Genomic DNA, 12,152 nt, shown 5'->3' with positions numbered 1-12,152 from the left:
GCCCCTAAAAGAGGCTCAATTGTACCATGTTAACCTGTGCCCCTTCAATGGCTTTCAAAGTTTTTAAGATCACATCCTGTTTGTAATTAGTCGTATCTGTTGCACCAATCTTTTCAGTAAACATCACTTTCAGCTTACTAAGCGCAGTGGTCAGCGCAGCCTCGCGGCTCGCAAACGGCGGATCATAAACAGATAAGGCAGATCCGCCGCCTGCGCAGCCAAAGCGGTAACTCAAAGCAAACGACCAGATCCCGTTAACACCGCGACCAATTCGGATCTCGCTATACTCGCCATAAAGGGCGGTGTTCCCTAACTTTACGACTTCATAATCCAAAAACCGCGGGCGGACAAACCAGCCATATTGATCAAACGCGATCTCCGTAAAACCGAATTCCGCCCCCTTCCGGTAAGCATGAACATTCATCAATATCGCCCTGAGGCTATCGCCAAAACCTGCGAACCATTGCAATGTTTCCAGGTTGCCCGCATGGATAGCAGCCGCAATTTCATTCAATATTTCATACTCATAAGGCACCAGGCGCCCGGCGAGCCGCTCATCGATGTCGGGCCGGGATTGCAGGATCAATGCGAACTTTTCCATAAGCTAAAGTTTTTTAAGGCCCAACCGCGCGGCACGGCCTGTCTGTCAAGGGCCGGGGCAAAGCCCCGGTTCATAGACCCTTGACGGACAGGTTGTGCCCGCGCGACCCTTGCCTGCCCTAAAAACTTTGGCTGATGGACGAAGTGAACGCCCGGCGTCCCAACTCCAGCGCCGCCAGCAACGTGGCCGCTTTTGCCGCACCAACGCCTTTAAATGCGCACAGCTGCTCCGTCGCCATCGTCCTCAAAGCCGCCGCCTCATCACTGATAGATGCCATCACCTGTCCGCACAAATCCAGCACCGACAGTTCTGAACTGCCCGTACAAAACAAGATCGCCAGCAACTCCGTATTACTTAGCGCAGCTGCCCCAAAAGCATGCAGCTTCTCCCGTGGCCGGTCTTCCAGCGCCATGGCCTCCATACCCGTAACATCTTTGACCAGCTTCATCGCCGGTTCCGCAGTAGCCAGGTCGCCATGTGCCAACCGGCGCAGCACCATCGTCAAACCTTCTACAAACATCCCCAGATCCTCTTCCCAGAGCTGGACCGTCTGCCGGTGATATTCACCTTCTCCATACTGCTCACTGGAGGTGATCAGCAAAAAATGACTGTCATTCGCCGCCTTCTTCACATCGATAAAATAACGCTTCTTCCCATGAGCGAAATTTTCACTCGCCAGGTTGGGATAACTTGTTGCGTGCTGTGCTTTTTCCATGACCGTTTGAATTAGTAAAGCACAAAACTCCACAGTAAATCAATCAAAAAAGACACAACACTGTTATTTAAACGATTATAAACATTTCAAACCCAGCGATCAATGACACTTGATGCCCCCCATAGCATAAATGAGAAAACATGTCTTGAATGCGGCCAGCCGCTTGGCGCAGGCCGTGACGACCGCAAATTCTGCAATGACATTTGCCGGACCGCCTATAACAACCGCAGGCGCAAGGGCAACCAAAAGGAACCCGAAGCAGACCACCGGGACAGCCCCAACTTCCGGAAGATCTATGAAATATTATTAAGCAACCGGGAGCTACTGATGATGCACAGTCTTTACAAAGACGAACCCTACATGCTCCGCGACCTGCTCGGCAAAGGCCTTAACCTGAAATATTTTACCAGCCAGTACGAAATGCCAGAAGTCGGCACCTTTAACTTCTGCTTCGACTATGGGTATCATATCACCTCCACCGGCAGGGTTTACATCGAGGAAAACGTACAGGAAATCTTCTGCTGATTAAAATCAATCCGAAAACCACCTACGCTTCAAAACAGCATTGTCACGAAGCTTGATGAGGATCAGGATCTACGTCCGCAGAAAATATAAATAATCGACTTGCTGATTCTTCGCGTCCTGCTCATAGGAGCCATGCATGTATTTATTACGCACATCCTTGCTGTTGCTGACCCCCTTCATATTCAGATGAAAATTGAGATAACTAACCTCATCCCTGGTAAACAGCTTGTCCGATACTTCGAGTAAACCCTCGGCGATCAGCCGATCCAATACCTTGCGGAAAGGTTCAGCAACATGCCAGTAGCTGATATCCCCGTTTTCACGGACTTTCCCCGCAATAAAAATCTTCACCGGATCAACCATTTCGACTACCCCCATATCGTTAACCTGAAGAAAGCCATCTGCGATAACACGTTCCAGGTAAGGAAGCTGGTAATCCTCAAAATCCGACTTTAACACTTTTTTATTGGCAAAAGTCCAGAAAACCGTTTGCCGGTTTTCTATATCCTTCTTCCGGTCAGCCAAAATGCTATTCAAAAACCATTGCTGCCGCCTCATAACGAAGCGCATCAACCTTTTTGAGGCTTCCCTATCCCGTAAGTATAATGCACATTCAATAAGGTAAGATCTGTATGTTGGACTGATCCGTTATGCGCCAAATGATTCCGGTAAGGTTTAATATGATCGGTCAATTGTTTCATATATCCCCAGATTACTTCAAACTGTCCGTATTGTGGATCAAGACGCTTCAAGAGTTGGTTTTCCAAATTCATGCCTTTACGAAGTTCCAGCCGCATGACCTTATTCATCAATGAAAGCGGTGCAAAATATAACAGGCATATCAATATTTATCCGTTTAAATACCAACTATTGGCAGTATTCCGAGCCTAATTGATAAGACGCTGTTCACCACAACCAAGGCAAGCGGCAAGATTCAATTAGCATACAACGGTCATCCGCTGTATTATTTTGGTCAGGATGCCGGTGTTAAAGGCAGCACGAAGGGTGTCAGCTTCCCAATGCCGGGCAAGGCCATCTGGAAAGTGTTGAACAACAGCACACCGGCATTGTAACGCTGTGTGGTCATAAAGCCATCTTATAACGAGGTACAACAGGCTCGGGAATTTCTCCATTTGTTATGTCGTAAACGGGTTCGGCTTCGGGTTCCACAGCCTCATTGGCCAGACCGGTCAGATTGTACACCGCTGGACGGTTTATGGAAATGGCCGTCAATGGCCGACGCATTGTATAAGATCAGCCAAGTCTGGTCGCTTTCAAGAACGTACTGATGCCCCTCAAACAATCAGCTCCTGGTCTTGGTTTATTGGACATGCGTATCGTTACACTTGAAGAACACCTCTCGTTTCCGGAAATGGCCGGCCAGATACCTACGGAAAAACTAGGTGGGTTTGGTCAAAACGAAAGAATGAAACAGCTGGTACCCAAACTGGCGGATATCACCGGGGACCGTTTAACATCCATGGATGCCAATGGCATCAGCATGCAGATATTATCGGTGGACAGTTCGGGCGCCAACCTGCTGGCCGAAGATACAGGCCCGGCATTTGCCATGCAGTATAATGATTTGATCGCAGAAAGGATCAGGGGTTATGAAACGCGGTTCAACGCGTTTGCCCATTTGCCGATGACTGCGCCGGCTGCCGCCGCCGATGAACTGGAGCGAACAGTAAAAGAACATCATTTTCGGGGTGCTATGATCCGTGGACTGACAGAAGACCAGTTCCTGGATCATCCCGGATTTGGCCTTATACTGGAGCGTGCAGAAAAATTGGATGTGCCTATCTATCTGCATCCCGGCCTGCCGCCTAAAGGCGTCGCAGATATTTATTACAGCGGCCTGCCCAATCATGCTGGCATAGCGGAAGCCCTCGCTGCCTATGGCTGGGGCTGGCATGCTGAAACCGCGCTCCACATCCTGCGCCTGGTTTATGCCGGCATCTTCGATCAATACCCCAAATTGCAAATCATCATCGGTCATATGGGTGAAATGCTGCCTTTCCAGATGGCCAGGTCAGAGCGGGCCTTTCAGCCAGGCGCGGGCGGCGCCAACCAGCGCAAGCTAAGTGATACCCTGCGCCAGCAGGTTCATATCACCACCAGCGGCTTCTTTACCCTGCCACCCCTACAAATCGCGCTGGATACTTTCGGCATCGACAACCTGATGTTTTCCATAGATTACCCCTTCAGTACCAACGAGCAAGGTATGGAATTTTTTCGCCGGATCGATCTGCCCGATGCCGACCTGTCCAAACTCGCCCACGGCAATGCCGACAGGTTATTAAAATTAAACACCTGAGCCAGCGATCGTGTATACCTCTTGCCCAAACACCAAATCATCAAGAAAATGAAACAAGGACTCATGATCGATATGGACGGCGTGATCTACGCCGGCGAAGAACTCATCAAAGATGCGGACCGCTTTGTCGCGCGGATGCTCAAAGAAAAGATCGATTTTATTTTCCTGTCGAACAACAGTTCGCGATCCCGCCGGGAAGCCGTCGAAAAACTGGAAAACGTGGGCGTCAAAGGAATCACTGAAGATCACATTTATACCAGCGCCATGGCAACCGCCGCCTTCCTGAAAGACGAATTTCCCGGCTGCAGCGCCTATGTGCTGGGCGAGGGCGGCCTGCTCAAAAGCCTGGAACATGCCGGGATCAGGCTGGTCGACAGACAACCCGACTTTGTCATTTTGGGCGAGGGATATCAATTCGATCTGAAGATGGTGCATAAAGCCGTGGATATGATTATCGCCGGTGCAAGGTTCATCACCACAAACCGAGATCCCTCACCGCGCAGGGGAAGGCTGGAACAACCTCGGTATCGCAGCTACGGCCGCCATGATCGAGGAAGGCAGCGGCCGTCATGCATTTGTGATCGGGAAACCCAGCCCCGTCATGATGCGCTATGCCAGCGCTTACATGGGACTCTCCCCTGAACAGACCACCGTGCTGGGTGATACCATGGAAACCGATATCAAAGCAGGCATCTATATGGGCTATAAAACCATATTGGTTTTGTCAGGCATTGCGGATAAAGATCAGCTCAACCATTATGGCTACAAACCAAGCCTCGTGGTGGATGCGGTCAAGGATATCCGGTTCCCGCTCGACTGGTGGAAGTAATGCAACTAATCGCTGATCGGCGCCTTCCCGGATCAATCATTCCGGCGACGGGAAACCAATCTTTATTCCTGTTGTTGTCCTTTTAAAAAGGAGGAGCTATGCCCTGGTATAACGGCGACTACCCGCCATCTTATAAGAACCAACCCAAATACCTGCGCGATAAAGCGGTCGAGATCGCGAACGAAGTGTTAAAGTCTACCGGTAACGAAGGCGAGGCTATCGCCACCGGGCTGTCGCATGCGCGCAAACATTTTGAGGAACACCCGGAAGAAGTGCCCAAAGAAGAAGCAAAACAATGAACGGTCTGCACTGGTTTCCGGACGCGCAGCAGCGAAATTACGCGACCGCATTAGCCGGGCCCCGTCGCGGCCGGAAATGCAGGCACTGGATGTGGCATATCTTTCCGCAGGTCGCCGGTCTTGAAACGCGCGCACATTAAGCACGGGATCAATCCAGACCCCGACGGACCGAAGTGAGTAAATTTCCTTCGCAACCATCCCTGTCTTCAGAAAACCTGAAGATTACCTTACGTAAAAACCACTGGGGGAATAATGGAACAACCGGCATTATTTGCGGAGGCGGGACAAAGCAAGGGGCCTGCCCACCAATTTTTTGGAATATTTTCCGGGTTTGTTCAGCCCGGGGAGCGTGATGACCTCCTGCAAAAGTTCATGGCAACGGCACCCTCGAAACAGACAGTACAAAATATGTATGACAAAGAGGTGCTGACGCCGCGGCTGCGAAATAACCATAGCAGCGCTGAGCTTATTCTTGATCGAAATCAAATGCCGTAGTGTGAAGCGCGATCAGGCGTACCAGCCCGAAATCTCTATGACCCGCCGCACGTTTATTCAAGAGGTAGCGACAGTGTTATTGCACACTTGGAAACCAGCATTCCCAGGGGCAAAAAACACCTGTTACAAACGATCAGGGCACTAATAACGAATGCAAAACCGGTTATATCAAAATTTGATCTCGATCAACCGACACTACCCCCACCCTGCCTAACTTTGATAGCAGCAAGCGCCGGCGAACAGTACCGGCGCTACGACAATCTTATAAAAATCAGGAAAAAATTAGGAAACCTCCGCGACCATCTTTTAAAATATGGATATGGAAAACAAGGACCTGGCACATTACCCCTTTGACTGGCTTGATGAAGTAATCGGCAAAGACCTCAACCCGCAACATCCGGCTGGATCCCGGATTAAACAGGAGGAACTAACAGGCTGGCAGCACCGACTCCGGTCAGAAACCAGCAGCGTCTGGAAAAACCTGAAATCACAAGCTTTTTCTTTACTCAGTTCCAAAAAGGTAAGTACCATGTTGACGCATTACCAGGACTGCTTAGAGGAACTCAAACGGCAGGCCATGGTCAACATGGCCGCTTACCCGGAAGACGATCCGCTCAATGCCTTTTGCGGGCAGGTCCTTATTGAGCTCGGGCAGTTACAAACGCAATTCCAACGGCGATACGCCCGTTATCTTACTGATTGTCCTCCAACTAACTCCGTCCGGCATGCCTGTACAACCGAAAGAACACCCCCCGTTTACAAAGTGACATGCAGGCTTAGCGTAGATCAAATCGCCATTATACTCAAGGCGGCAGATGATACCAGGCTGCTGACCGCAAGGTCCTTCAGTCTCGTACTGCGCAGTATAACGCCGTATCTTTCCACCGAAAGGATGCAGGATTTCTCCTGGAAAAGCGCCAGGAGCAGCACGATGAAAATGGAAGACAGGGACAAACAGGTGGCCACGGCCGCGCTGGAGCAACTGATCAAACGAATCAAAAACTATTGAGAGCGCCATAAAGCGGCTGGTTTCTTTTCTGCGACAGCACTGTTGAAGATCATATCATTTACATTCCTTGTCTTACGCTTTTCCCGCACCAGCCGACCGGGCGATAGCGCAGGAAGAAACGTCAAGGGCAAACAAATACTGACATGCCTGCATCCGCGCAACTTGCTGAAGCTAAGAAGTATCCGTAGGCGCTTGCCCCAGTCTGCACGATAACGCCGATAAATTTGTTTGAGCGGTTAAAAAAAAACCCATAATTTAAGCCGCTTGTTATGGTACACCTTTTATGCAACAGCCTTGAATGTAATGATCACACCTTCGGAACCCCGAACGACGCCTCAGACCGCTGCAAAACCGGGTTGATTATCCTGTTGTTAAAAAGCATGACTCACTCCATGATCAAAGACAGCCAATGCAGCTTACCGGGGGCGCAGAATGATGGGGTATCCCGCGGGCCGGTTACCGCCCTAACTCAGTTGTAATGCTGCAATGAGTATATGACCACTATAGAAAACGAGAGCTATCGTATCGCCCCGCTGGGGGCAAGCGACCTGCAACAATATGAGGAGCTGGCCGGGGAAATCTATCAGTTGCTTTCTGATGAACTTACCCTGCAATTCCTGCCAGAAAAAAAGCTGGGTTCCGTAGCAGCGGCAAAAAGCTGGCTGAACACCGCCCTCCTGAACTTTCATTCCGGCCGCAACCAGGTACATCTGATCCGGTCAAAAGGGACCGGCACCCTTATGGGTATTATTGACCTGATACCGCCGTGTGTAGCCCGGGACCATTACCGCTTAACAAAATATCCGTATTTTATTGAATTTTATCTAAAAAGCAGCGCCAGGGGCAATGCATTGATGTCGCGTTTATTGCCAAAGGTCGCAGCGCATCTCCGAAACGAGGGCATAGACGAGCTTGCCGCGGTGGTCAACAGGCAAAACCTGGCGGCGCATAAAGTACTGAAACGTTCGGGCTTCCGGCTTCAGGGAAAGTTTGATGCGCTCCAGGATATTTACCTGTTTTAAATTGCCCGGCAACTTGAAGTACTTTTTCCCCCGGGGAGCCTGGATGGCAAATTACCTGCCACATGATATATGATAGATACGCCCCGGGCACCGTATCATTTCACTTATTTTTATAATAATTATTTATTATAAAATATAATTTATTAACTTCAACTTATTATCTGTTAATCAAAAGCTAAATCCTGTAATATCCGACGGTTTGATCTTAATCAAATTATTATGGATAATATTGACCAGCCGACAGCACTTGACATGCTTTTCCAGATCCTGACCATGATCGCGCCCTTATCGGGTGCACTGCGGAAACGGTTTGAAGATTTTATCATCACCAGGCAATACAAGAAAAAACACCTGCTCCTGCGTGAAGGCGAGATTTCCCGGCGGATCTATTTTATCGCCGAAGGTTCCGCCCGCGCCTATCACCTGGACCGCGAAGGTCGGGAACATACGACCTGGTTCATGAGCAAATATGACCTGATGATCTCAGTTTATAGCTTCTATACCCAGCAACCCGCTGCCGAGTATATCGAACTCCTCGAAGATTCCACGCTTTTGTCGATGACTTGGGACCAGCTGCAGATCATATATGCCGAGTTCCCCGAATATAATTTCCATGGCCGGCTCGTTACCGAAAAGTATTACATCATGGCCGAGGAGCGCGCCATTTTACTGCGTAACAAACAACCCGCCGAACGCTATAAACTGCTGCTGCAAAAACAGCCCGATATCACCCAGCACGCCTCTTTGGGCCAGATCGCTTCCTTTCTCGGCATCACGCTAGAGACCCTTAGCCGGATCCGGGCCAGGAGAGATATTTGATTTAAATCAAATTATTCTCCGGAACAATACCCCAATTTTGTTCAGACACCACCGCAATATGAAAACAAAAACAAGCTACTTCACCTTGTTGCTGTTCCTCTTATTAGCCTGCCGGAAAGAAACCCGGCGACCGGAGGAAACAACCACAGCAACGGCAAGCCTCAGCCTTGAGCAAGTCAAAGCAAGTCAAACTGATACCAGGCGTCATCTCTATTGGGATAAAGCCATCTATATCGCTGCCAAGCCTAACCCCTACTGGCTGGTCGGTTTCCCCGGAAGGCCCCGCTTCGACTCCCTCGGCCTTGGCTACCGGTCCATGATATTTTATAAAAACAAAGACGGAAAAATAAACAGCCGGATCCTGGAGATCATCCCCGATGTGATCTATCTCCAGCGTAAAAAGCAGATCAGCCAGGCAGATTTCACCGGGAGGGTGTTTACCTATGATCCCACCTACCATTTGTTGTACGGCAGGATCTACGTTACCGGCAAACTCGCCGGAGAGATCAAACCGCTCCCCCCCGCAGCAAAGCCCCTCAAAGCCGACAGGCTCGAACCCGTAGTCACCTGCGGCTGGACGGATAATAATTATGTCGACGGCGATGGAAACGCGGTCATTTATTCCGAAAGGCTCTGCGCAGTCAACTTCCTGGACATGGGAAGCGGTGACGGCCCGGGGAGCCCAGATCCATTCAGCGGACAGCCGGCCGCGCCAACGGCCGGCGGAGGCGCCGCCCCGGCTTCCGCACCGGAGCCCTCCAATCTCCCGGACGAAAATAAAAATGGGATCAATCCCAAAGATTTCATGAAATGCTTTCAAAATATGCCGGACAACGGTGCGATCATGAAAATCACCATATACGTTCAGGAACCCTGGCCCGGCACCACCTTCAATGTAGGCCCAAACAGCGTGGGCCATACCGCCATCAGCCTGACCAAAAGCAATGGCCGTACAAGCATTACTCAGACCGTCGGCTTTTACCCCGACGCCAGCGGCCTCGATAAAATGCATGCCCCATCCAAAATCGTCGACAACGGCGGCGACCTCGAATACAATGTGAGCATCACTTACCAGGTCACGGCCGAAAACTTCAACAGGATCGTCAATTACATCAGTAACCCGCCCGCCACGTACGACATCACTGAATTCAACTGCACCAGTTTTGTTAACAGTGCCTGCCTGGCTGGCAACGTCATAATCCCCAACCCTTTTGCTTATTCATCCCTATACCCCGCCCACCCGGTACCCGCGCCCGCAGCGCTCGGTAGCAGTATCGCGCAACAAAAAGGCGATCCAAATGTCAATACTACGGGTGGAACTACTCCTTTTAGTAAAGGGCCATGTAATTAAATAATGAATTGAAATGAAAAAAGCATTAATTATCATCATAGCAATCGTATTTATCAGCAATTTACCGATCTTCAATTTCTTCTTTCAAGAAAATTATGAATACCAGAATTTTGATTCTTCATTTACGTATGCAGAAGAGTCTGGAAAAGGAAAATCTTTTATAGGCTGTGTTAGGTCTTATGGACATTTTCTATGTAAACACCCCGAAAAAGACCAGGGTGACAACCGGCTTTACCGCAGCTTTACCATCAAGCCCTGGCGCTTCTGGGAATGGTCCCAAATGTTGTTCAGTGAACGCTATCGCCTGCCCTATAAAGAAAAAACCAACAAATAGTATAAAAAGTAACTGTTTCACCAGGTTTTACGCAAATGGTAATAGACCATATCCTGCCTCTCCGTCAGGTGCTATTTAATGAGGATAGCGAAGACGACGCAATTCTTGAGGCCAGTATCGCATATCCCAATACGCCGGGCGGCTGAACGGAGTGCCAGTGCTGGTTGGTGATGCCGCTTACTGCGCTTCGCCGGCCACTTTCAGGCCGGGCGTTGTCCATACCGCGTGCGGCTGCACCTGGCTGAGGCCTTACTGAAACAAGCGCCGCCTATCAGGTCGTCTTCACACACTATGAATACCGGCCCCATATTGAAAAAGTACGGGCCATGGGAAAGCAAAGTCAAACTTCAAGCTAAGTTCCCGCGAGATATTGAAAACGCAGCGGGGAAGCGAAATTGTTCTGACTTATTTACTAAGTATCATTCTTTACGGTCAAGAAGCCGCCTGTGATAATTGACCTGCCCCAGGTGATAGCTGAGGTGCGTAGCGAGGTGAACAAGAAAATAACCGGTAGTTTGTTTGCCACCGTTTATTTCCTGCGGGTATTCGCTTTGCATTTGAGCATCAGTGACAAGCGGTAGTGTTGCCTCGATAACGACGATCGTTTGCTCAATCTTAAGAACAAGCTCATCTCTGGGTATATATTTCAATGAAAACTCTTCCGGTCGGTTACGGACGTAGCCGGAGTCGCCGAGAATTGCGCCGATATAAGTATTGAGGTTGCCAACCAGATGCAGGCACAGGTTACCCGCTGAATTCAGAATGCTGCCGTCTATATGCCAGATGTTGGCTTCATCCCGGTAAAGTTCCAATTCTTCTTTCAGTTTATTCAGGTCGCGGCATAAGAGCGATTGCAAAATATCGGTAAGCATATTTGTTTTTTTTACAAGGTAGCAATAGCAACCGGTATCAACAAGGGCATTGCAGGTTATCGGGTTCTCTGGCGTACGAATGTGGTGATCGGGGGATGCGATGCATGATCTGTCATTCTATCGCTCCATATAGTGACTATCTCAAGAGGTAGAGTCGGTTATCCACAATTACTCAATCCATAAAAAAGTTGTCGATAAGGATTGACAACTTGCCTAAAATAGCACTCAAACCCGTCGTCCCCACGAACCAATTTATAGATGACCTTAACAAGTTTGTGGCCTTATTTGATGATTAATGCCGGTTTCGGAATATCTAACCCGTTTTATGTCGAACCTGAAAACGTCGTTCAATTTGATGATCACTTTTAGCCAACGCAGAAAAGTTCATAATAGTTGTTTAACGTTTTTTTATACAGGTTCGATCCAATCAGGGTTCACTTTTAGGCAACTTGTCAATCCTTATTGGCAACTTTTTTAATGGCGCTTTTGTGAGCCTGATGTTGTCGTTATTTAAAGATACTTATGTAAAAACTATGTATACTGAAAGGTCGATTTTATATTGAATCTCGCTTAATAAGATAAAATTAACTAATACCACGGTTTAGGCAAGTTGTTAACTTTGATTGTGGTATCGTTGCATAGAAAACAATTTTTAAAGTGCGCAATTGTAAACTTCGATACAGATTGCAATTAGTCATTGCTCATCAGTCGGTTATGAGATTTCGGCGCCAAATTAGGATGTTTTTTTAAAAAATTCTTTTAGGTCATTATTGCCCCTTTTCTGACACCAAGGATGCGGGTAATTTTCTTATCCTAAGGATTACTTTTCATTATCAGCCTAATAGATTCATAATTAGAAATTGTAAGCAAAATGTCCCAAAGCCAAAAACTTTGTCCCCGCGTAGAGGCAATGCCATCTACTGGCTTCTGACCTTTTAAACGGGTTACTGTTTCAAACTGGGTT

General features: G+C 48.7%; 19 protein-coding genes and 1 pseudogene. 14 read left to right on the top strand and 6 right to left on the bottom strand.

Translation table 11 applies throughout. The features are described 5' to 3' along the window. Positions 1–4 precede the first annotated feature (4 nt). Together FHW88_RS24390 and FHW88_RS24385 are read right to left on the bottom strand one after the other, a co-directional pair. On the bottom strand, positions 5–601 hold the full coding sequence (locus FHW88_RS24390) for a hypothetical protein (RefSeq protein ID WP_176628261.1): 597 nt from the start codon (positions 599–601) through the stop codon (positions 5–7). 118 nt (positions 602–719) lie between these two features. After that, positions 720–1,316, bottom strand: a complete 597-nt coding sequence (locus tag FHW88_RS24385) for a UPF0758 domain-containing protein (protein ID WP_176628260.1) — start codon at positions 1,314–1,316, stop codon at positions 720–722. 102 nt (positions 1,317–1,418) lie between these two features. Between FHW88_RS24385 and FHW88_RS24380 the strand changes: the two genes are divergently transcribed. Further along, positions 1,419–1,841 (top strand): hypothetical protein, encoded by a 423-nt coding sequence (locus FHW88_RS24380; protein ID WP_176628259.1) that lies wholly within the window; start codon positions 1,419–1,421, stop codon positions 1,839–1,841. A 69-nt stretch (positions 1,842–1,910) separates the two neighbouring features. On the opposite strand, the gene FHW88_RS24375 is transcribed toward FHW88_RS24380, so the two are convergent. Together FHW88_RS24375 and FHW88_RS24370 are read right to left on the bottom strand one after the other, a co-directional pair. Continuing rightward, on the bottom strand, positions 1,911–2,399 hold the full coding sequence (locus tag FHW88_RS24375) for a hypothetical protein (protein WP_176628258.1): 489 nt from the start codon (positions 2,397–2,399) through the stop codon (positions 1,911–1,913). An 11-nt stretch (positions 2,400–2,410) separates the two neighbouring features. Then, complete coding sequence (locus tag FHW88_RS24370; RefSeq protein ID WP_176628257.1) at positions 2,411–2,650, bottom strand: hypothetical protein; 240 nt, start codon at positions 2,648–2,650, stop codon at positions 2,411–2,413. Positions 2,651–2,701: 51 nt separating this feature from the next. On the opposite strand from FHW88_RS24370, the pseudogene FHW88_RS30345 reads away from it, so the two are divergent. The 13 genes and pseudogenes from FHW88_RS30345 to FHW88_RS24310 form a co-directional block, all read left to right on the top strand. Then, positions 2,702–2,797: pseudogene (locus FHW88_RS30345) on the top strand (hypothetical protein); the annotation flags it as partial. 332 nt (positions 2,798–3,129) lie between these two features. Beyond that, the gene (locus tag FHW88_RS24360; protein WP_218117291.1) at positions 3,130–4,158 is read left to right on the top strand and encodes an amidohydrolase family protein; all 1,029 of its coding nucleotides are present in this window, start codon (positions 3,130–3,132) and stop codon (positions 4,156–4,158) included. A gap of 48 nt (positions 4,159–4,206) precedes the next feature. Beyond that, on the top strand, positions 4,207–4,800 hold the full coding sequence (locus tag FHW88_RS24355; RefSeq protein WP_255485423.1) for a hypothetical protein: 594 nt from the start codon (positions 4,207–4,209) through the stop codon (positions 4,798–4,800). Next, complete coding sequence (locus FHW88_RS30240) at positions 4,784–4,987, top strand: HAD hydrolase-like protein (RefSeq protein WP_255485422.1); 204 nt, start codon at positions 4,784–4,786, stop codon at positions 4,985–4,987. Before FHW88_RS24355 ends, FHW88_RS30240 begins: the two co-directional genes overlap by 17 nt. Before the next feature lie 98 nt (positions 4,988–5,085). Beyond that, positions 5,086–5,286: a hypothetical protein gene (locus tag FHW88_RS24350; protein ID WP_176628256.1), complete on the top strand. Its 201-nt coding sequence runs from the start codon at positions 5,086–5,088 to the stop codon at positions 5,284–5,286. Continuing rightward, positions 5,283–5,426: a DUF1810 family protein gene (locus FHW88_RS30460; RefSeq protein WP_176628255.1), complete on the top strand. Its 144-nt coding sequence runs from the start codon at positions 5,283–5,285 to the stop codon at positions 5,424–5,426. Before FHW88_RS24350 ends, FHW88_RS30460 begins: the two co-directional genes overlap by 4 nt. Before the next feature lie 112 nt (positions 5,427–5,538). After that, positions 5,539–5,781, top strand: a complete 243-nt coding sequence (locus tag FHW88_RS24340; RefSeq protein ID WP_176628254.1) for a hypothetical protein — start codon at positions 5,539–5,541, stop codon at positions 5,779–5,781. A gap of 319 nt (positions 5,782–6,100) precedes the next feature. Continuing rightward, complete coding sequence (locus FHW88_RS24335) at positions 6,101–6,790, top strand: hypothetical protein (protein WP_176628253.1); 690 nt, start codon at positions 6,101–6,103, stop codon at positions 6,788–6,790. Between the two features lie 269 nt (positions 6,791–7,059). Then, the gene (locus FHW88_RS24330) at positions 7,060–7,269 is read left to right on the top strand and encodes a hypothetical protein (protein WP_176628252.1); all 210 of its coding nucleotides are present in this window, start codon (positions 7,060–7,062) and stop codon (positions 7,267–7,269) included. A 15-nt stretch (positions 7,270–7,284) separates the two neighbouring features. Next, positions 7,285–7,812, top strand: coding sequence for a GNAT family N-acetyltransferase (locus tag FHW88_RS24325; RefSeq protein WP_176628251.1), 528 nt, complete (start codon positions 7,285–7,287; stop codon positions 7,810–7,812). A 219-nt stretch (positions 7,813–8,031) separates the two neighbouring features. Beyond that, positions 8,032–8,631 carry a Crp/Fnr family transcriptional regulator gene (locus FHW88_RS24320; protein WP_255485421.1) on the top strand — a complete coding sequence of 200 codons (600 nt, stop codon included), beginning with the start codon at positions 8,032–8,034 and terminating at the stop codon, positions 8,629–8,631. 316 nt (positions 8,632–8,947) lie between these two features. Next, positions 8,948–9,982: a hypothetical protein gene (locus tag FHW88_RS24315; protein WP_176628250.1), complete on the top strand. Its 1,035-nt coding sequence runs from the start codon at positions 8,948–8,950 to the stop codon at positions 9,980–9,982. 13 nt (positions 9,983–9,995) lie between these two features. Further along, positions 9,996–10,316 (top strand): hypothetical protein, encoded by a 321-nt coding sequence (locus FHW88_RS24310; RefSeq protein ID WP_176628249.1) that lies wholly within the window; start codon positions 9,996–9,998, stop codon positions 10,314–10,316. 64 nt (positions 10,317–10,380) lie between these two features. Here the strand turns inward: FHW88_RS24310 and FHW88_RS24305 are convergent, their stop codons facing one another. Together FHW88_RS24305 and FHW88_RS24300 are read right to left on the bottom strand one after the other, a co-directional pair. Next, positions 10,381–10,536, bottom strand: a complete 156-nt coding sequence (locus FHW88_RS24305; protein WP_176628248.1) for a hypothetical protein — start codon at positions 10,534–10,536, stop codon at positions 10,381–10,383. A 199-nt stretch (positions 10,537–10,735) separates the two neighbouring features. Next, on the bottom strand, positions 10,736–11,188 hold the full coding sequence (locus tag FHW88_RS24300) for a DinB family protein (protein ID WP_176628247.1): 453 nt from the start codon (positions 11,186–11,188) through the stop codon (positions 10,736–10,738). Positions 11,189–12,152 lie beyond the last annotated feature (964 nt).

The organism is Mucilaginibacter sp. SG538B, assembly GCF_013376065.1.
GTDB classification, from domain to species: Bacteria; Bacteroidota; Bacteroidia; order Sphingobacteriales; family Sphingobacteriaceae; genus Mucilaginibacter; species Mucilaginibacter rubeus.
Note: the sequence above shows the minus strand (reverse complement) of the source record. Positions and strands in the feature narration are given on the sequence as shown.